The organism is Brevibacillus sp. SIMBA_040 (assembly GCF_046535075.1).
GTDB lineage: Bacteria > Bacillota > Bacilli > Brevibacillales > Brevibacillaceae > Brevibacillus.
Map to the genome: position 1 here is coordinate 330,175 of NZ_JAWRXI010000005.1, position 19,335 is coordinate 349,509.

Annotated in this window: 22 protein-coding genes and 1 pseudogene; 10 read left to right on the forward strand and 13 right to left on the reverse strand. The window is 46.4% G+C overall.

The annotated features are described in order from the left end of the window. Positions 1-3 precede the first annotated feature (3 nt). Together SB752_RS11440 and SB752_RS11445 are read left to right on the forward strand one after the other, a co-directional pair. A complete protein-coding gene (locus SB752_RS11440; RefSeq protein WP_410715767.1) occupies positions 4-582 on the forward strand; it encodes an SCO family protein in 579 nt (192 codons plus the stop codon). Continuing rightward, positions 569-819, forward strand: a pseudogene (locus SB752_RS11445) (NAD-dependent malic enzyme); the annotation flags it as partial. The gene SB752_RS11440 and the pseudogene SB752_RS11445, both read left to right, overlap by 14 nt. 63 nt (positions 820-882) lie before the next feature. Here the strand turns inward: SB752_RS11445 and pdxR are convergent. Beyond that, positions 883-2,319, reverse strand: a complete 1,437-nt coding sequence (gene pdxR / locus SB752_RS11450; RefSeq protein ID WP_410715768.1) for a MocR-like pyridoxine biosynthesis transcription factor PdxR — start codon at positions 2,317-2,319, stop codon at positions 883-885. A 238-nt stretch (positions 2,320-2,557) separates the two neighbouring features. Here pdxR and SB752_RS11455 point away from each other — a divergent pair, with 238 nt between their 5' ends. After that, positions 2,558-2,902, forward strand: a complete 345-nt coding sequence (locus SB752_RS11455) for a YolD-like family protein (RefSeq protein ID WP_410715769.1) — start codon at positions 2,558-2,560, stop codon at positions 2,900-2,902. Positions 2,903-2,977: 75 nt separating this feature from the next. On the opposite strand, the gene SB752_RS11460 is transcribed toward SB752_RS11455, so the two are convergent. After that, complete coding sequence (locus tag SB752_RS11460) at positions 2,978-3,496, reverse strand: histidine phosphatase family protein (protein ID WP_410715770.1); 519 nt, start codon at positions 3,494-3,496, stop codon at positions 2,978-2,980. Between the two features lie 308 nt (positions 3,497-3,804). On the opposite strand from SB752_RS11460, the gene SB752_RS11465 reads away from it, so the two are divergent. After that, positions 3,805-4,086 carry a hypothetical protein gene (locus SB752_RS11465; RefSeq protein WP_103110321.1) on the forward strand — a complete coding sequence of 94 codons (282 nt, stop codon included), beginning with the start codon at positions 3,805-3,807 and terminating at the stop codon, positions 4,084-4,086. A gap of 162 nt (positions 4,087-4,248) precedes the next feature. On the opposite strand, the gene SB752_RS11470 is transcribed toward SB752_RS11465, so the two are convergent. The 3 genes from SB752_RS11470 to SB752_RS11480 all read right to left on the reverse strand — a co-directional run bounded on the left by SB752_RS11470 (position 4,249) and on the right by SB752_RS11480 (position 6,756). After that, entirely contained in the window at positions 4,249-4,818 is a 570-nt protein-coding gene (locus SB752_RS11470) for an SF0329 family protein (protein WP_410715771.1), read from the reverse strand. 613 nt (positions 4,819-5,431) lie between these two features. Next, complete coding sequence (locus SB752_RS11475; protein ID WP_410715772.1) at positions 5,432-5,926, reverse strand: GNAT family N-acetyltransferase; 495 nt, start codon at positions 5,924-5,926, stop codon at positions 5,432-5,434. 5 nt (positions 5,927-5,931) lie between these two features. Then, positions 5,932-6,756, reverse strand: a complete 825-nt coding sequence (locus SB752_RS11480; protein ID WP_410715773.1) for an alpha/beta fold hydrolase — start codon at positions 6,754-6,756, stop codon at positions 5,932-5,934. A 173-nt stretch (positions 6,757-6,929) separates the two neighbouring features. Here SB752_RS11480 and SB752_RS11485 point away from each other — a divergent pair, with 173 nt between their 5' ends. Both SB752_RS11485 and SB752_RS11490 read left to right on the forward strand, forming a co-directional pair. Further along, positions 6,930-7,517: a TetR-like C-terminal domain-containing protein gene (locus SB752_RS11485; protein WP_410715774.1), complete on the forward strand. Its 588-nt coding sequence runs from the start codon at positions 6,930-6,932 to the stop codon at positions 7,515-7,517. 100 nt (positions 7,518-7,617) lie between these two features. Continuing rightward, entirely contained in the window at positions 7,618-8,013 is a 396-nt protein-coding gene (locus SB752_RS11490) for a hypothetical protein (RefSeq protein WP_410715775.1), read from the forward strand. Positions 8,014-8,217: 204 nt separating this feature from the next. Here the strand turns inward: SB752_RS11490 and SB752_RS11495 are convergent, their stop codons facing one another. From SB752_RS11495 to SB752_RS11505, 3 genes are all read right to left on the reverse strand, one after another. Further along, complete coding sequence (locus tag SB752_RS11495) at positions 8,218-8,643, reverse strand: NucA/NucB deoxyribonuclease domain-containing protein (protein ID WP_410715776.1); 426 nt, start codon at positions 8,641-8,643, stop codon at positions 8,218-8,220. A 180-nt stretch (positions 8,644-8,823) separates the two neighbouring features. Next, positions 8,824-10,140: an MFS transporter gene (locus tag SB752_RS11500; RefSeq protein ID WP_410715777.1), complete on the reverse strand. Its 1,317-nt coding sequence runs from the start codon at positions 10,138-10,140 to the stop codon at positions 8,824-8,826. 186 nt (positions 10,141-10,326) lie between these two features. Continuing rightward, positions 10,327-11,214 (reverse strand): DMT family transporter, encoded by an 888-nt coding sequence (locus tag SB752_RS11505; RefSeq protein WP_410715778.1) that lies wholly within the window; start codon positions 11,212-11,214, stop codon positions 10,327-10,329. A gap of 147 nt (positions 11,215-11,361) precedes the next feature. Between SB752_RS11505 and SB752_RS11510 the strand changes: the two genes are divergently transcribed. Then, positions 11,362-12,237, forward strand: a complete 876-nt coding sequence (locus SB752_RS11510; RefSeq protein ID WP_410715779.1) for a LysR family transcriptional regulator — start codon at positions 11,362-11,364, stop codon at positions 12,235-12,237. Between the two features lies 1 nt (position 12,238). Here the strand turns inward: SB752_RS11510 and SB752_RS11515 are convergent, their stop codons facing one another. Together SB752_RS11515 and SB752_RS11520 are read right to left on the reverse strand one after the other, a co-directional pair. Further along, positions 12,239-12,985: a YwaF family protein gene (locus tag SB752_RS11515; protein ID WP_410715780.1), complete on the reverse strand. Its 747-nt coding sequence runs from the start codon at positions 12,983-12,985 to the stop codon at positions 12,239-12,241. Positions 12,986-13,329: 344 nt separating this feature from the next. Continuing rightward, positions 13,330-13,497, reverse strand: coding sequence for a hypothetical protein (locus SB752_RS11520; RefSeq protein WP_410715781.1), 168 nt, complete (start codon positions 13,495-13,497; stop codon positions 13,330-13,332). A 206-nt stretch (positions 13,498-13,703) separates the two neighbouring features. Here SB752_RS11520 and SB752_RS11525 point away from each other — a divergent pair, with 206 nt between their 5' ends. Beyond that, a complete protein-coding gene (locus SB752_RS11525) occupies positions 13,704-15,287 on the forward strand; it encodes a PTS sugar transporter (protein WP_410715782.1) in 1,584 nt (527 codons plus the stop codon). Positions 15,288-15,356: 69 nt separating this feature from the next. Here SB752_RS11525 and SB752_RS11530 read toward each other — a convergent pair whose 3' ends face one another. Then, complete coding sequence (locus tag SB752_RS11530; RefSeq protein WP_410715783.1) at positions 15,357-15,518, reverse strand: helix-turn-helix domain-containing protein; 162 nt, start codon at positions 15,516-15,518, stop codon at positions 15,357-15,359. 270 nt (positions 15,519-15,788) lie between these two features. Further along, positions 15,789-16,301, reverse strand: coding sequence for a Gmad2 immunoglobulin-like domain-containing protein (locus SB752_RS11535; RefSeq protein WP_410715784.1), 513 nt, complete (start codon positions 16,299-16,301; stop codon positions 15,789-15,791). A 155-nt stretch (positions 16,302-16,456) separates the two neighbouring features. On the opposite strand from SB752_RS11535, the gene aspA reads away from it, so the two are divergent. Further along, a complete protein-coding gene (gene aspA / locus SB752_RS11540) occupies positions 16,457-17,881 on the forward strand; it encodes an aspartate ammonia-lyase (protein ID WP_410715785.1) in 1,425 nt (474 codons plus the stop codon). A gap of 48 nt (positions 17,882-17,929) precedes the next feature. Here aspA and pdaA read toward each other — a convergent pair whose 3' ends face one another. Beyond that, positions 17,930-18,682: a delta-lactam-biosynthetic de-N-acetylase gene (gene pdaA, locus SB752_RS11545; protein WP_410715799.1), complete on the reverse strand. Its 753-nt coding sequence runs from the start codon at positions 18,680-18,682 to the stop codon at positions 17,930-17,932. A 288-nt stretch (positions 18,683-18,970) separates the two neighbouring features. Here pdaA and SB752_RS11550 point away from each other — a divergent pair, with 288 nt between their 5' ends. Then, on the forward strand, positions 18,971-19,195 hold the full coding sequence (locus SB752_RS11550) for a DNA primase (RefSeq protein ID WP_410715786.1): 225 nt from the start codon (positions 18,971-18,973) through the stop codon (positions 19,193-19,195). Positions 19,196-19,335: the final 140 nt, after the last annotated feature.

Below are 19,335 nucleotides of genomic sequence, written 5' to 3' on the forward strand. Positions count from 1 at the left end.
ACCATGAAACGATTTCTTTTATTGTCCATCCTCTGTCTGATGACAGTGGTGGTGGGCGCATGCGGAAAAGATAAGCAAAATCCTTATAACATTCAGGTGCAGCCGTTTACGTACGTCGATCAAGAGGGGCAAACGCTCTCGCTGGAGGATCTGAAAAACAAAGTATGGGTTGCCGACTTTATTTTCACGTATTGCACGACGGTTTGCCCCACGATGACGATGAATATGGCCAACCTGCAAAAGAAGCTGAAGGCGGCCGGTGTGGAAGCAGAGCTGGTTTCTTTTTCGGTAGATCCCGAGAGAGACGATCCTGCGGCTTTGAAAAGCTATTTAAGCAAGTTCGATGCCGATTTTTCCAATTGGCACGCACTCACAGGATATACGTTTGAGGAAATCAAGACGTTTGTTCTCAAATCGTTCAAGTCCACCATCAATAAAGATACTGCTACAGATCAGGTCATCCACGGAACGGCATTTTATCTGGTCGATCAATCGGGTACCGTAGTCGCCAAATACGATGGGATGACGGATAGCACGTACGATGAAATCATAAACGACATCAAAATCCTGGCGAAGCCATAAACATACCAATCCGTTTTTGCGCGAGGGAAGCCTCTCCGAAGTCATTCAGGGAGCAGATGTTTTTATCGGCTTGTCTCGTCCGGGTGTCCTGAAGGGAATCCAACCCCGGAGATCACCCCGGAGGAAGCGGGGCCGTATGTACGAGTGATGGCTACTGGCCGCTCCGATTATCCGAATCAAATCAATAATGTGTTATGCTTTCCGGGATTGTTCCGTGGTGTCTTGGATTGTCGGGCACATTTAAGTAAAAAAGCAAACAAACGTGCATGAGCAGCTAAACTCTCAAGCACGTTTGTTTTTTTACGAAAGGACCGTTCGCAGTGCTTCTGCAAATTTTGCAATGCCAGGAGCGATCTCTTCTTCTTTTGTTCGCGCAAAGGTGAAGCGAACATAGCCAGAGTCCGAGCCATACACACTACCAGGTGCAAAAACAATACCTCTGCGAATCGCTTCTTCAAATAATTTATTGTCATTGACCTGAGGGATGACCTTGCACCACAAGTGCAATCCGCCTTGGGGGATGGTAAAAGTGACTTGATCCGGCAGCTCTTTTTGCAGGGCATCGATCAAAATATCGCGCTTGTATTGCAAACGCATCCGCAGCTGTTCCAAATGCGGCTGAAAATAGTCGGACCCAAGGAAATGGGCGGCGATCCGCTGCGGAACAACGCTCAGTCCAAAATCCATCTGCTGCCTCGCATCTGCCAATCGCTCGACGACAGAATGAGGGGCGACCATCCAGCCGACGCGCAGCCCGGATGCTGCTATTTTAGAAAACGAGCCGATGTAGAGCACCGACCCGAGCTGATCATAGGATTTGAGCGGCATCGGCGGAATTCCGTCATAGGCTGTCAGGCTAAAAGGGTCATCCTCGACGATAGGAAGGCCAAGCTCCGTGGCGATGCCTAGCAATTGCATGCGGCGCTCCTGATCAAGGAGTGTGCCTGTCGGGTTTTGAAAATTGGGGTTAACAAAGATCATCTTGATCCGATTTTTTTTATATAAGAAGCGAATATCCTCGGGCTGAATTCCTTTATGGTCTACAGGAAGACGGAATAACCGAAGGCCCGCTGATTGGAACATGGGCAGCGAATAGATATAAGAAGGATCTTCAATAGCAACAGCATCTCCGGGAGCAAGCAAGCATTGTGTAATCAAATACAGCGATTGCTGGGACCCGGATGTGATCAGGATAGATGAATCCGTCGTCTGGATGTTCCGATAGCGAGACAAATAGGAGACCAGCTCCTCCCGCAATGGCATATAGCCTTGGGGATTGTCATAGCCGAGATATTCGTTAAACTTCTTTTCAGTCATGAGCGTACTGATTTCCTCATTAGGGGAAAGCTCTGAATTCAATTCGCCACTTGCAAAGTCGATGAGTGTACTATCATTTTGCAGCACTTCTCTGATGCGGCGCAAGTAGGGCACATTCGGCAGGAAATGTCCGCCCTCTACATACCTGTGCCAGTTGGGCGTATGCTTCGGTGTTGCTCCCCATTTATACTTGCTCACCCTCGTACCGCTTCCTGTCCGACTTTCAATGATGCCCAGCGCGCGTAGCTCCTCGTAGGCCTGAATAATGGTACTCCGGTTTACGCCAAGCTGCTCAGCCAGTTTTCTTTCGGAGGGCAATTGACTTCCAGGGGGGAACTCCCCGTATGAAATCCTGCGTTCCATCTCATCGGCGATTTGATGATAAAGCGTTTGGTCGCTAGAGCGGTCTGGTTTCCACATGATGATCACAACCTTGAATAGTTGATAAAAGGAAGAGAAGAACAATCCCATCATATCATTCGCAATCCCTTGTCTTTTAAAAAAAGCATTTCAATCTGTTGAACATGGATGGGTAGTTTTTCGCAAAAGTGGATGGGTACTCGCACAAAAAGAATGCTGCCAGGAAGTGTGAGGTTGATAAAATCAAGCGCACAGGGTAAAATAGGAACATGCGTTCTTAAAAGGGGCGATTTGAACAATGGGAAGCAAAAAAGACGATATTTTTGGAGCGATGAGATTTGTGCTGCCGGAGCATAGGGCTCTGTATGTCGAGCATCTTGAAGAGGGGAAGCTGATGCCGCTGCCGATCCTGGAGGAAGATGAAATGCAGGAGATTAACAATATGATGCACGAGTCGATCCATTCCAATCAAGCAGTGAAGGTCAGCTGGTGGAGAAGCACAAAAGGGACAATGGGTATAATCGATGAGGCAAGCGGGTGGGTTCAAAAAATAGATACGAACAACCGGCGGATCAAGCTAATGAACCAAGAAGAGGTCCACTGGATTAATATGAATCAATTACTCGGTATGAGATGGATGTAAAAGCAGAGGGAATGACAGGAAGAACAGCTGTACACAGAAAATAAAGGGCTAGACTGCCTGTCATTTATTATGCTATTAATCCTCGGTTAAGTGAGATGTGCTATTAGTAAATCGCATAATTTTCCAGTCCTGAGTATGTTCTAGGAGATGAATTCCAGTATTGTCAGAATGGAACCAAACGTTATTCTCATTTGGCAATTGGAGGAAACTTTCTATTAATTTGGTTATCATTCCGCCGTGGGAAATAATGGATATTCTATGGAACTCTGTACTGTTTTCTCTGATAAAAGTAAGGATTCGTTCAGCACGTAACCGAAAGTCTATTTTACTCTCAGTTTCCTGCATTTCTCTAAGGTCATCTAAGTAATCTACTGGACACCCAATCGTATCGGATAAAATCTCAGCTGCTTTACTAGCTCTCTTCAACGTACTACTCCAAATAAAATCGGGTGGAAACTCTTTTAATACACGATTAGACATTTTCGTAACTTGTAGGAGACCTTTATTTGTCAATGGCAAATCTGTAGGGCCAGTGTAATCCTTCTCTACAAAGTCATCTTCAGATTCCCCATGACGAATCAATAAGATTTGCATGAATTTCACCTCGATTTTGGTTTTTATATAAATTTTTCACAATTCCATATGACTCCTTTACCACAATCATTCAGAAAATCGACAAAAATGGGTCCCTTTTTAAATGGCAAGTGGCAAAAAACAGCGTGCCATGTTGAAACGGTGTGCGTGAGGAAGCGGCGAGACTCCTGAAACGAAAACCGGTCGAAAATCACCGTTTTTCGCGTTTTATTGGCTGCCACGGATTTTGCCAGAACAGGATGTTTCCCTGTATTGTTAGGATATCTTTTGAAGCAGATAATTGATGGATAGGAAAAAGGAGATATTACATGTTAGCACAAGAAATGGGTGTCATGTTCACCAAGCACGCCGATCAAATTACTTCCAAGCGTTGGGGTGAATTTATTCAACAATTGGAGGAAAAAGGCCTGTACGTTCTTATCGAGACAGACACGATCGGAAGGGTAATGAGTCCATTAGGCGGATTGATGCCGATGCCGTGTAAGAGTGAGACGCTCCATATTCTGACGACGGATGAGCTACAGCAGCGTGGCTTGCCGCTCGGTCACCACATTGTTACGAAAAGCAAAGACAAGGCAGCAACTAACTAACTAACTAACGTGAACAAATGAACGTAACCTTTCCACCGGAGATGGACGATTTCCGGTTAGGAAAGGTTTTTTGTTGTACACAAAAAGGCACTGGATGTCATTTTACAGTTACTCTATTCGTTTTGCAGGGCTCTCGATTGGATGTGAATCAGTTATTTGTTTTCATAAGGTACTAAGACGTAGTTCATAAAAATACTGCACAATTGGATGCTTTAACTTCATTTTCTCGGCCATGTTTAAGATTCGCTTTTTTCCAACCCGTCTATCCACCAAAGCTAGAATATTCAATAATAGATCATTGCTCTCCATGCTTTCCTCGATAGAAATGGATAAAAATTTAGTAGCAACATCGCTAAAATTCGATTTACTTAATGATATCTGTGCTGACAAAAGCTCCTTTGCATACTCTGATATTTTTCTACTTCTTGCAATTACTTTTAGACGATCCTCTGGAACTATTCCCTTGGTATCTTTTCTGACAGCGTCAATTTCTTCATTGCTGATAGGAATTTGGATATCTGAATCATTTTTAATTTCCAGCTCCGTCTGATACCATTTGATTAAGGTAGTTTTATCACTCATATTGAGTACATTCTTTTTATCTACCGCAATATAACAAAGTCCTGCTTTATCTGGTAAATAGCGATAGCCGGTTGCACGGTATTCAACCCTGCCATATAACGCAGGACAAAGAAAACTCTCAAGATTTTGCTTCAATTTGCTCCAGGACATTCAATCCTCCTATGTTCTATATGATAAATGCCTATTGAGGTAGTCAGTCTATTACCCATAATACAATAACTAACACATAGATCATACTGTATACAAGGAACCTAGCAGTTCTCAAATTTCTTCTGAATAGTTACCAACACCGGAATAACCTTCTGGTTGTCATGAGAGACATTGGCTGTAACGATGACGCCTGTATCAGCGCTAGGGCTAGCCAACTACTTCCGGCTGGAAAATGGGAGTGGCTCTTACCGCGAGCATCTAGCTCATGGCAAGAGCCTTTTCATAGTGATGTTGTATGGCTTAAAAGATCATTATCGTTTCGAACAACAAGACTAGGGGTACACAAGTGACGACACCGCCAAGAAACTTTTTGAGGGTGAAATGTTTGAACCCGTATTGAAAATATAACAACACATTAAACAGGATCATGGTAATCAAGAGCTGTATCCAGTTGCTCATGCTTTCTACCCCATTTAGAAAATAGGTTTCATTCTCTTCCATTTTGCCTCCGGGAAGATCAAAACGATGAATATAGGGACCGCGATTTTTTGTGACGACAAGTAATTGCTGTTGGACAACACAGATTCCGTAAACGCCGATATGGCGTGACCAGTTATGATTCATTGCAGATGAGAATAAATTCTTCGACCACTTCACCGCGTGAATCAGAGAACCCACTATCCTCACCGGAAATTTGAAAGCCACATTTTTGCAACACGCGAATAGAGGCAACATTGTCTTTGGCAGCCCGAGCATACAACGGACGTGTCTTTATCTGCCCTAAAAACGCATGCAGTGCCGAGGTAGCTACTCCTTTGCCCCAGTATTCCTTTCCGATCCAATAGCTAACAGATGGAAGACCGAATTGTTCGAAGCTTGAAATATGACCAGCAACTTCCTCATGAAAAAGAATCGTCTGCTTCTGGATCGCCGTGTCTGCTAGTATCCGCGTCCAATGTGCAGTAAACGCTGTTTTATCTGTTGGGTCCTTAGCGGTAAAAGCTGCCATGAAATTAGCGGAAGCGTCAAGCTGCTGCTCAAAGAAAACAGGAATATCAGCTTCAGTGACGACTCGTAAACGGACATTGCTTGTTTGACTGTCTTGCATACGGTTCACCCCATCATTGATTTATATAGATTTACACGGTTCAGCCACTCCTCAAGCTGGGCGAGGACTACATTCCTTTGCTCGATCTCCAGCATATGCCCGGCTCGATCCAAAATAGAGAATGTGCTATGCGGGAAATGCTCCAGAAGCTCCCTATGATCGTGATAGCCGCAAACTGCGTCTTGGCGTCCTAGTAAAAATAAGGATGGCTGTGGATAAGTACTGCCCTCGGCAAAAGGCTCTACGGAGAAAAAATAGCCGTTGGTGCGCCAGTCTGATGTGAGAAAGTCACGGTTTGCTAAAAGACGCCCCGGTTGGACTTCAGACAGGAAAGCATCCAGATTCTGCTTTGTTTGCAGAATCATCAAGGCTTCAAATGCTGCTCGGATATCAGCATCGAAAGAAGAGAGGAGCTGTTCATCAGACTGAAGGACAGCCCGCGTAGGAAGTGTGCGCTCCTTTTTATGAAGGGCAGGTGCGAGAAGACTCACGCCGTCGATCAGCTGCGCTCTTTTTGCGAGAATGCCTTGTGCGAGATAGCCACCGAAAGACTTGCCAATAAGTGAAAAATGCTGATCGTGAAGCAGTGTATCGATGCAATGCAGGAGTAATTCAAGTAAATCATCAGATGTCTTTACCCAATCCGGTGTGCTGCTATGACCGTGTGCCGGAAGATCCATATAGATGCGTTGCCACCCAGAGCGCTTCTCAAAAAGGGGCTCCACCCACGCCTTCATGGAGCGATGGTCAGTTCCTAGGCCGTGAAGAATGACGAGAGGATATCCATTGCCACATATTTCATAGTGAATGTGATTGTTGCCAAGACCCATCTTTCATCACCAATTTTCATTATTTTCCATCTAAATAGTAGGGCAGAAACAAAAAAACAACAAGGTCTATTGCAAAAACTAATTGAATTAGTTAATGTGTAACTAACAAGCAAGGTAAAAGCTGGCAGTCGCATATAAGCTAGCTTGCTGACAAAATGAAGGAGGGGAGCTCTATGCCACGAATGGGCTTGGATTTCAGAACCGTAGTAGTAGCAGCGGCAGCACTCGCAGATGAAAAGGGAATTGACGGCATCTCACTTGGTGAATTGGCACAGCGGCTGAATGTACGCACCCCTTCGCTTTATAACCATGTGGACAGCCTGGAGGCATTGAAGCAGAGCCTCGCTATTTATGGCTTGAATCAGCTGTACGAGCAGCTGCAAAAAAGAGCAGATGGACTTGTGGGTGACGATGCGGTATATGCCATGGGCGATGCCTACGTCACATTCGCACGAAATCATCCGGGCTTGTATGATGCGACCTTCCGAGCCCCGATTCCAAGTGATCAGCAGCTTCATTTTGCGCAGCATCAAGTCGTTGAGCTGGTTGGGGAGCGACTCTATGCATACGACCTCCAAGGCGACAAAGCACTGCATATGATTCGTGGATTTCGCAGTATTTTGCACGGGTTTGCGTCGATCGAAAGCAGTGGCGGATTCGGTCTGCCGTTAGACCTTGATGTTTCCTTCAAAATGCTGGTGGATACCTTTTTAGCTGGTGTACACGCACAAATCAGGGAGCAAGCAAATGAAAAAGAGTGAAGAAATTCATTGATGCGAGGTGGTAATACTTTTTTATCACCAAAAACTAATCTGATTAGTTTTCTTGTTAGAAAAACGCATGATACAGGAGGGTCCTTATATGTCGAAATTATCCATTAGCAAAATTGGCATGATTGCATCCATCACAACCGGTTTTCTGCTCGCTTTTGCACACCTGCTTGAAGAAGCTGCGCAAAATGATACATGGATCATCGTAGCCAAAAACATGATTCTCATCGCGCATCTGGCAATGGTTTTCTCGTTTGTCGCTATTTATGAGTCAGATTCCTCCAAGAACGGCTGGAGAGCAGCGGGTATGCTCTTGGCGATAGTTGGGACGATGCTCGTTTCTGCGATTGTATTCGTTGAAGCCGCAAGTGTATCGATGTCTGAAGCCACTACGGTTCTCCAGGTGGTTGGTGTGAGCTGGGTCACAGCAGCAGGTCCACTACTGTTTGTACTTGGGATGTTTTGGTCGGAACACAGCTGGTCTTGAATGGAGAAAGAGCTCGAGGTGGAGGGCTGCTGTTCATTATAGGTACAGCTGTATTTGCCTCCGCCGATTTTGTTGGCCCTGCTGGTTCCGTGGCGATCATCACTGGCTCGGGATTGACGGGAGCCGGATTTGTCTTAGTGGGTGTGAATATGAAAAAAGCCCTCCGATGAAAGAGGGCTTTTGCTTGGCAGCCAAGTATTGTCATCATTTTACGACGATTTGGACGCGAGTGCCGTCAGGGTACTTTTCTAGCTGATTGGCTACCCACGAGCCAGCCCCACGATTATCAGAAGGGGAGATATAGGCAATATCGGCACCTTTTCCTCCTTCTTTGCACATCGCCATCGGCCATTCATCTCGGTCCAGTCCAGGCTTGGTAGGGATGCCGCGAAGTGAATCGTCCCGATGCTTGCTTGCGTTTTTGCGATCAATCGTACAGACAGCGGATTGTCCTTTTTCAATAGCCGTTTGAATGTGCTTGGCTGTTTCCGGATAACGATCACTTGGAAATTCAAGCACCAAATCTGCATCTGTATTAACCACAGGGGTAGCGGAATCCTGCTGCTCAAACAGCCAAGACCCGAAGCCGATCAAAAGCGCCAGAATGAACACAATCAGTTTCTTTTGCACGATTTTTCTCCTTTGTCTATTCGCTGGTACGTCTATGTATTTTCCTAAGAAACGGTATGGAGATTACCGACGCATTGGTTCATTATACCAATAGTTAGCAGCTTTACTGAACCCCAAACTGCCTTAATTCATACAAAAGTCACCCACAGCCTGAAGCGGTGGATGACGTGCCGATGCGGATTATGTTTCATTCTCTTTTTTGGCGGGAACCGTCCGAAACAGGCGATTCATGCATAGCCAGGCAATAATCGGTCCTGTACCGATGGAAAGGATCAGCCAGTTAATAGTGGCAGGAGACAGGCTAATCGACGTCACCACCAAAAAGATGATGATTCCTATCAAGCGTCCAGCATCCAGTGCAAACTCACGCAGAACGACGTATTCAACCCGATTTCGCGCACTTTCCTCATTTGTTCCAATCAAATCAAAAATTGTGGAGAGCATCGGGACAGAGAAGAGAGGGTAGGCAATCCCGACCGAAATCCCGAAAATGAGCAAGGTAGAGTAGGTGACCTGCCAAAAAAACAAGATGACGGCCCCTGACATGATGACAGCCCCGATAAGCATACCCCATTTGCGATAGCGAACAGTCAGCCATTTGGCAGTGAAATAATAGCTGACGATGCCGACACCTGAAGTAATGAGCCAATAGTTGCCGAGTGTCATTTCACTTTTCGTCGCTATGTAGACCATCAGACCGATGATAAAGCCAAACAGCCCCTCTCTAAGGCCTTGCCCTGCCAAAGCGCCTGCAGCAAATCGCCAGTCCGGATCGCCCCGCAAGCACCGGAGGGCAAACGTCCACGAATAATTGCCCTCAGACTGACGCTTTTTTAGGAAAAAGCTGATGATCACCCCAACGACGAAGAGAGCCAAGGAAAGCCCAAAAATCAGCCTATAGCCGCTATTACCAGGCAATCGGGTTATGAGCAGTCCTGAAATCCATGGCGCCAGCATGCCGCCACCCGATGCTAAAAGTCCAGCCCAGCCGTTGAAACGATCGCGATTGTCAGCGCTGGTAATTTCAAAATAGACGACGTTAAAAGCCAGCCAGAATAAACCAACAGCCATCCCCTGAACCAATCCGAGCAAGGGCGCATACGCTACCGCCTTGGGACCAATCCAGAGCACGAGCAAATAAAACAGTGCCGATACAGCCATACCCGCTCGGAGAATATTCATCTTATTCCCTTGCTTGGCATACCAGCCTGCTAACCAAAATGTCAGTGCCCCGACGAGATGTGTGGTAAAAGTGAACCAGGCAATGGGTGCAAACTGGCTTTTCACCTTCCAGAGATAGACGTTGACGAAAGTACCGGATAATGCGCCAGCAGTAATAAACAGGACGTTTACCAAGAGCAGCAGCTTCGATTGATTATCAAGCTGTCCTGGATTATGTGGTTCGCGTGCTGTGCTATGTGGACGGGACCAATCCAGCCCAGTCTGTTGTGGAGTGTGGCGAAAGGATGGGAGGCGGCCCTTTGTTTTCTGGTGCATACGTTTCCCCCCAGTTCATTAAGTAGGATACCTGCTTGCACATAACGTGCCCCATCCTACTTTCTTTCAACGAGAAAATGAAAATTACCATCCATTTCTTTTGATCATGGATAGGGATTTTGAGCAAAAAAACACCGGCTCTGTTGAATGAGCAGGTGTGTGGTAAGGGCATTTCAGAGCATCTGATCAGACAGACAGATGCCCCTTCTGTTTATTGCGCCGCCATTTGCTCAGATCAATCTCTGCAATCAGAACACTGAGCAAAACAAGTCCGGCACCTATATAACCTCGTACGGTGAGAGTCTCTCCTGTGACCAAAAAAGCAAAAAGTGCAGCGAATACAGGCTCCAATGAGAAGATCACGCCTGTATGAGCGGGAGTGGTATATTTTTGTGCAACCGTCTGAACGACAAAACCGATTGCGCTGCACAAAATACTCAGGGAAAGAACAGCCAGCCATGACTGCGGCGTATGTGGCAGTGTTGGCGTTTCAAATAAAATCGAAAAGAATATACCAAACAGGGCAGTAAAACCAAGCTGATAAATACCGAGCTGAATCGTATCGGACTGGCTGGCCCATCGTCCTGTCACAATAATATGTGTAGCGTAAAAGAGTGCAGCTGCTATGCACAATAAATCGCCCTGGCTAATCTGCAGCTTGGAGCTTAATGTCAATAAGCCGATGCCAACCATAGCGAGGCCTGCGCCAATGAATACGCGTTTTTGTGGCTTGTTGCGCAAAACGATCGAGAGAATAGGTACGAAAATGACTGTGAGACTTACCAGGAAGCCAGCCTGTGAAGCCGTCGTCGTTTTGACACCACTGGTGACGGTAGCAAATACACCAAACAGGATAGCTCCTAAAATAAACGCGTGCAGGATGGTTTTGCGATTCGTACTAAGCAAGCGCCGATGGAAAAAGGCAGCTGCAAGCAAGAAGGCAATGCCAAAGCGCACGCCGATCAGGTTGTACGTCTCCAAATCCTTCAAACCCATTTGCATAAATAAATAAGAAGATCCCCAAAAAAGGGTACACATCAAAAGAGCCAGATCGGCCTTTGACTGCGGTTTCATGTCGAGCCTCCTTGCCCTGTTGGTCAGGGCGATGTCTATGATGAACAGGGTTGTGCATTACTCAGTATACGGGTATCTTTTTAATAAGAAAAATGAATGTTTATCATGTTTTTCATGAACGAATTCGATGGATTGGAGGCGAGAGATTTGAGTCTCAGCAAGTTCGAAGTATTCATTTCGGTGATTGAATCAGGGAGCTTGACTCGTGCAGGAGAACAACTCGGGCTGACTCAATCAGCCGTTAGCCATGCCATAGCAAGCCTGGAGAGGGAGTACGGGTTTTCGATTTTGAGCAGAGGGCGGTCCGGTATTAGCTTGACAAGCAACGGAGAGCGACTGCTTCCGTACATGCGAGAGATGCTGCGAGCCCATGAAAGGATGAAGCAGGAGGTAGCCTCGATCAATGGAATGGAGGTCGGAACGGTGAGAATCGGAACGTTTACGAGTGTCTCTACCCAATGGCTGCCGGGGATTCTGAAGCGATTCCAGGACAACTACCCCGCGATTGAGATCAAGCTGCTGGAAGGGTATTACGACGGAATCGAAAACTGGATTCAGACAGGAGAAGTGGACTTTGGTTTTGTCTCGTTGCCGACAACAGAGGAGCTGGAGACGATTCCTCTGAAAAAGGATCAGTTGTATTTGCTCGTGACGGACGACCATCCGCTGTATGATGAGGAACGGGTCCATGTTAGTCAGCTGGCAGAGGAAATCTTTGTCATGCCGAAAGCAGGGTGCGACAATGACATCCAGCGGCTGCTTGCAAAATATCACCTGCAGCCGCGGGTCAAATATGAGATAGGGGACGATCATGCGATTATTTCAATGGTGCAAAATGGGCTGGGAATCAGTATTCTGCCGGAAATGATACTGTTTCGGCTGCCTGCAAACATTCGCATGATTCCTTTGGATGGGGAGCATTATCGCTCACTCGGCGTTGCCGCCACATCGTTTGCCAAGCAGTCGCCGGCAGCTAAACGGTTTTTGCAGCATGTAACTGAATGGGTAGCCGAGCAAAAATAGACTACGAAGATAAATCGTGCGTTTGCTGCTTGGATGCGCTCTTTTTACCAGCAAAGGGCATGTATAGCAGTGTAAACAGAGCAAATGCGACGCCTTCCAGCGAGAGTATGTACCAAGGATATGGACCCAGAAAATCAATCAGACTGGCGTTCTCCGGCTTATGGGAAACAAACAAATAGTTTCCCTCTGTCCAGCTGTTCACCAGCAGGGCAATAACGAGCAGCACATTAAGAAACCCCATAGTTTTCCAAACAGAGCGAAAGACAGGTCGATACCCCTCAACCCAGGTCATGTACAGGCAGGCGAGAATGATTCCTGCATGTGCAAGGAAAAAATGGAAAAAGCGAAAATGAGGGAACGGATAAAACAATTCGGGTGTGAGCAATGCTTGCGCGGCACCACCAATCCCGGCAAAAAATGTGATTTCATACAGGCTGTAATTTTTGGTAATAAGCATCAAAGCCGAGAACAGCAGGGTGACACTGCACAGCTGCAAAGGCAGTGTAAAAGCTGCGGACCAGCTGTCGGTGTATACATGCCATAGCTGGAAGCACACCTCAGACAGGATGAGGAGTCCTGCGAGTGCATAGCGCGTGAATTTTCTAGAAAAAGATATCTGCCATTTATGCCGATATAAATAAAGAAGAGTGATCAAAGCAAGTATGAGGATGAGTGAAACGATATGGGAAGGCGAAAACAGACGAAAGGGTTCACCTGAGATACTTAAAGAAAAATAAAGGGAATGCATGGTTTCCTCCTGAATTCTTTATTATTTTTTATAATTGAAAGAATTCACAAAATTTTAACACAAAACACCTTATATGATATAAAGCATCAGTTATAATATAAATAGACTACATTACATCATTGAGAGGAGATATAGTCTTGAACTTGGTGCTGACTGAAAAACAATGTAAATCTTGCCAGGCTCGCTTAACGGAATATGAAATTGAGAACAACAATGCTCTCTGCATGGAATGCTATAAAGATGAGCAAGACGAACAAAAGTAGTCACAACATGACGAAAGGCAGCCTGCTGCCCCAAATGAAATATATGCAGTGAGTCAAAGCCCTCTCTTTTTATAGAGAGGGTTATGATTTTTCAGGCAACTTCTCAAAAATAACGAGTAAAAAGGTCGCAATTGGACCTAGAAACAAGGAGATTAGAAACCAATTCATGCCGCTGCGGTTTTTCGATTGCGCTAGTCCGGCGTTGATTAACGCAAGTGTTCCCCAACCGACTCCATATGGACCCTCCATTGTACAAATCCTCCTTTTTGGGCGAGCATGCCAAAACAACCACCAAATCATACCATATTTCTGTTTTATTTGAAAAATTCGCTCCAGATGATTGGCTGCCTGTATGAATAAAAAGAATCTATTGAATTTACTCTATCACTTTACTAAACTAAAATGATAACAGGGTAACGCTTTACCGAAATGAATCAAAGGGAGACAGAATGCCGATGAAACGTGTGGCTATTGTGGGAAGCAGTGGAGGGAATTTGTACAACCTCGGTGGAAAGGACCCAGAGAAATTATTGAAAGAGATTATCAATCAAGCACGGGCCGCAGACATTCTCATTGCGAAAATACAGTTTATCGCAGCACAAGGCTCGATGGATATGGCGAGAAAAGATACCATCGCTACGGTTTTTTCATGGGATGATACGGCAAGCGAAATCGTCTCCCTGTTTCGCGGGACATTAGAAGAATGCAATCAGTATGTGCTGATGCTAGACGAGGCTCTTTCTGTTGAAATAAAAGCGGGCCGTATAGATGGATTAATCAGCATGAGTGCCGATCCGGATGGAGCTAATTCGCAGGCAATAATAGCTGTGGTAGAAAAACAAATACCGATAGTCGGTACTGGCGGGACCTCTATGTCATTGATTAGTGCCAAAGGAGCAAATGTAGTGCTGACGTCAGGTACTACAGGCACGACAAACCGGACGAGAGCAATCAGCTTTATGACGGCTCTGTGCAAGCATTGGGGAATCTCCTACCGCCCGATCATCGGCGATTCAAGCGGGGCTTCAGATATTTCTAGCAGTCCGTGGAAGCGGATCAACGTCCGGGGAATCATGATGTCTTCTCTACCTGGCTTTATCGCTCTGGCCCTCATTTTGGCGCTGAGTAAAATTCCAGGGTTGGACATGCTGAGCAGCGTGTTCGATGTGCTCATCAAAGCCTTGCCAGTCGTGGTCGCAGCCATCGCGGCCAAACAGGTATCGGACATGGAAGAGGTATCGGTAGTAGCGGGGGTACTGGCAGGTGTCTTGTCGATTGACGGAGGGATTATCGGAGGCATGCTCGGTGGGATCGGTGCTGGACTCCTCGTAAACATCCTTTTCCGCAAATGTATCGAATGGCGCTTTCCAACAACGACTGTAAATATTATTGCAGGAGGAGTATCTGGCCTTCTGGCAGGCTTGATTGTCTTTTATTTACTGGCACCAATTGCGCTACAGGCAGGGGAATGGGTAAAGGTGTTGATCGAAGGAGCCGTTTCGGTAAGTCCAGTTGCAGCTGGCTTAATCGCTGGATTGTTGATCTGGCCTGCCATCATCGGAGGCGTTTACCACGCAGCCATTTTACCAATCGTGCTATTGGAGATGGAAAAAACAGGGAACAGCTTTCTCGGAGCTGTCGACATGGTTGGCTTGGTTATGGTCTCCGTAGGGATTACGCTTGCCAACATCGTCTCCCCACGAGATAAGAGTGAAGCTACAGTAGCGACTCCGGGTTTTTTGATCAATATGGGCTTTGGAACGTTTGTCGAAGCAGCTTATCCCTTTATGTTTTCCAACAAGGTAGTATTTGCAGGGGCCATCATTTCTTCGGGCATTGCCGGCATGATGGTAGGGGTATTTGATGTCAGAGGAACTGCTTATGTCCCATCTGTGATGGCACCCCTTTTGTCCAACAACATGATCGGATTTGTTCTTGCAATGGCAACAGGTTTGGTCTGCGCATTTTTGTTTACCCTTCTGGCGAATCGAGTAGCGAAGAAACGAGGCAAGCAATCAATCGAAAAGCTGAGCGCGTGAGGCTTTCTCAGCTCAAATCAAACACCCCAGGCTTCCTGTTATCAGGTGGAGCTTGGGGTGTTTGGCGTTTTAATACGTTCGACTCAGGTGGCAGGCCAAATACAGCTTGAGCCAATCGTCCGGGTCGTCCAGATCCATATCGAGAATTTCCTCGATTTTCCGGAGGCGATGGTAAAGTGTGTTCGGATTGCAGCTGTTCCGCTGTAACCGAAGTAGAGCGATTGGCAGCAATGTACGCTTTTAACGTTTGCTCTAATTTGCTTGCCTGAGCTTTTGTACCGCACAAGGGCGCCAAAACCTCGGATGAATTGCGCGATCTCCTCAGGAGGCTGATTGAGGAAAAGGCGCTTGATGCCGATTTCTTCGTAACGAATCAGACCAGGTTTGTTTCGGGTAAGCAAAAAGGAGAGTGCTTTGATAGCGGTAGAGAGCTCTTGGATGAGATTTTTTTGATTTCGCGAATGCAGGAAGAATCTGCATGGTGTTGAGCCGAGATTCACATCATTTTTCCGGCAAAGGAATGATAAGCTCCATCCGGCGACTGCCGTCCTTCATGCTCGTTTCAAACAAAATCAGCATGAGCGTCGTATTCGGATCAGCTTTTTTCACTTTCACAGTATGGGTGAAATCGCCCCATTCAGGAGCGCCAGCAGAGGTTTGGATTGAGCCTTGGGTCAATTCATTGTGTCCGTCTTCTACGACGTAGCTGACCGTTCCTTCAAAAACTTGCGCCTGACCTTTTACTTCAAACGTATCTGTCCCTGTTTTCTTAACGGTAACGTTTCGGAAAATATCATTGGCATAGACGCCTTCGGATGAATCAGGCTCCTCTGTAGCTGGAGGCTTTTCAGCCGGTGTCTGCGGCTGTGCCTCTGCAGGTGTTTCTGGCTGTGTGCTAGGTGTCTCTGGTTGGGTTGTGGCTGGAGGCGTCTGTGGCTCCACTGAGCTTTGCGAACCACCTGTGCAGCCCTGGAGTACTCCTACGGTCAACAGCAGCAAAAGAAACTTTTTCATGGTATCCCTCGATTCTGTCGGTTTGTTGTGAGTCCTACCTGCTAGTAAGACGTAAAAATGAAAGCGTTTGTTACAAGAAAGGGCTATCTTAGGCGAACTGTGATAGAATGGGGAGGAAGCAGTAACCACTATCCTAGAAAGCTGGTCGAAAAAGAATGGTACAACAAACGTATCGAATTGAAAAGGATTTTCTCGGGGAGAAGGAAATTCCTGTCGATGCCTATTATGGCGTCCAAACTATGCGTGCGACGGAGAACTTTCCAATCACAGGATACCGTCTACATTCTTCACTGATCATCGCAATGGCAATGGTAAAGAAGGCAGCAGCGGTTGCCAACATGGAAGTATCTCGACTGAATCCTCGCCTCGGCAATGCAATTGTCCAAGCTGCAGAGGAAATCATTGAAGGACAATGGCATGATCAGTTTATTGTAGACCCGATCCAAGGTGGAGCAGGCACTTCCATCAATATGAACGCAAATGAAGTGATTGCCAACCGCGGACTTGAGATTTTGGGAGAGAAAAAAGGAGATTACTTCAATCTCAGCCCGAATACACATGTCAACATGTCTCAGTCCACTAATGACGCATTCCCGACAGCGATTCACATCTCCACGCTGGACCTGTTGGAAAAGCTGCTGGTAACAATGGAAGAGATGCATGACGCATTTGGCAAAAAGGCTACAGAATTTGATGATGTAATCAAAATGGGACGGACTCATTTGCAGGACGCTGTTCCAATCCGTTTAGGCCAAGAGTTCGAGGCGTATCGTCGTGTGCTGGAGCGCGATATCAAACGAATCAAACAATCGCGTCAGCACTTGTATGAAGTAAATATGGGAGCAACTGCTGTAGGTACTGGCTTGAATGCCGATCCACAATACATTACGACAGTTGTGGAGCAATTAGCAAAAATTACAGGCTTCCCGCTGACAGGAGCGGACCATCTGGTTGATGCAACACAAAACACAGATGCCTATACTGAAGTTTCTGCTGCGCTCAAGGTTTGCATGATGAACATGTCCAAAATCGCCAACGATTTACGCCTGATGGCATCCGGACCACGTGCAGGACTGGGAGAAATCTCGTTGCCAGCTCGCCAGCCTGGCTCTTCCATCATGCCAGGGAAAGTAAACCCGGTTATGGCTGAAGTGATTAACCAGGTAGCTTTCCAAGTCATTGGGAACGATCATACCATTTGCTTGGCTTCTGAAGCAGGACAGCTTGAGCTGAACGTAATGGAGCCGGTACTCGTTTTCAATCTTCTGCAATCGATCAGCATTATGGACAACGCGTTCCGTGCGTTTACAAAGTATTGCCTCGAAGGAATTGAGGCAAATCGCGAGCGCATGAGAGAGTATGTAGAAAAAAGTGTCGGCGTAATCACTGCCGTAAACCCGCATCTTGGATACGAAACTGCAGCACGCATTGCACGCGAAGCCATTTTGACTGGGAAATCTGTTCGTGAGCTGTGCCTCCAACACAATGTGTTGACAGAAGAAGAGCTGGACTTGATTCTGGATCCATTCGAAATGACACACCCAGGAATTGCTGGTGCGTCGTTGCTCGATCGCAATTAAGCAATGCAACGAAAACTCCCGTACCTAACAGGCGGGAGTTTTTGTTCGTTATGGGGTTGGTTTCTGGTTTGGAAGCTGATCCAGGCTTTTAAATTCGTAGCCGCGATTTCGTGCTTCGTCAATAATTGAGCCGAGAGCCTCAGCGTTGTCCTTGGAGACGGAATGCAAAAGAATGACTGCACCAGGATGAAGCTGAGCCATGACGCTATCGTACGCAAATTTCGCACCGCGCTGGGCCTTGGTATCCCAATCCTTGTAGGCGATTGACCAAAATACGTTCGTATACCCCATATCCTTTGTCACGGCCAGCGTACGGTCACTAAAAATTCCACGAGGTGGACGTAAATAGTTCATCTCACGCTGTCCGGTGACTTGTGTGACAGCCTCTTTGACTTTCTCGAGCTCTTCTTTGACCTTTTGATTGGAGATGGTAGTCATGTCTGGATGGCTCCAGGAGTGATTCCCGATCAAGTGTCCTTCTGTTGTCATGCGCTTCAGAAGCTCCGGCTGTTCCTTCACGAAATGACCGGTCACAAAAAAGATAGCAGGAACCTTCCTGACCAGCAACGTGTCTAATATCGAAGGGGTAAAACCGTTCTCGTAGCCATTATCAAATGTCAGGTACAGCTCCTTCTTCGATGTATCCCCTAGAAAAACTGCCCCGTGCCGATCTACAATCCCTTTAAACCCTTCTTCTGTAATGGAGGGCAACTCGCCGTTCTTACTTTTTTTAAAGCCAAAGTGATACGGATGATCCTGGTAGGCTACAGCAGACTGGAGCGGCAGCGCAAGGAGGAGCATTAGACTCACAAAGATGATATGCCACTTGAATCGTTTGTCCATACCGGAATATTCACGTCCTTTCCGTTCCTAAAACGAAATGTTTCTTTCCATTGAAAGTTTGTCCAGTCCCAATCCAATTATGTAAAGCATTTCTATCCGATCAGGAAGTGTGCAGGATCGTTGAAAAATAAGTAAAAAGGGGGCAATTGTCCAAACCATTACGTGGCATTCGTCATATAGTATCAAAGTCAACGGTGATCCGCTGGCGCTACCAATGTGAAATTATCCAGTACCGGAGGTGTAGTTATGGGGCTGAATTGGTTGAAGTATTTGCAAAACGAAGTTGGCGATGATGACGAGATTGAAGAGATTGAAGTAAAAATCGAGTACGAGGATGGCACCAAAAAGAAATGGATCTTCACGGGCGACCAAGATCCAGTATATGAAGATGGCGAAGATGAAGACGATGAAGACGAGGAAGGCGAATCCGAAGAAGACGATTCTGAGGACGATTCCGACGAGGAAGATTAATCAGCATAACCATTTGCTTTTGACGAAGGGAAAAGATGCGTCGAATCGGCGCATCTTTTTTCGTGTGCGCCCAGCATGGGCGTTATCTCTAGGGTTAAAGTCCCGAATGGTGAAGGCAGTAGTAGCCATTAGCCTAAGAC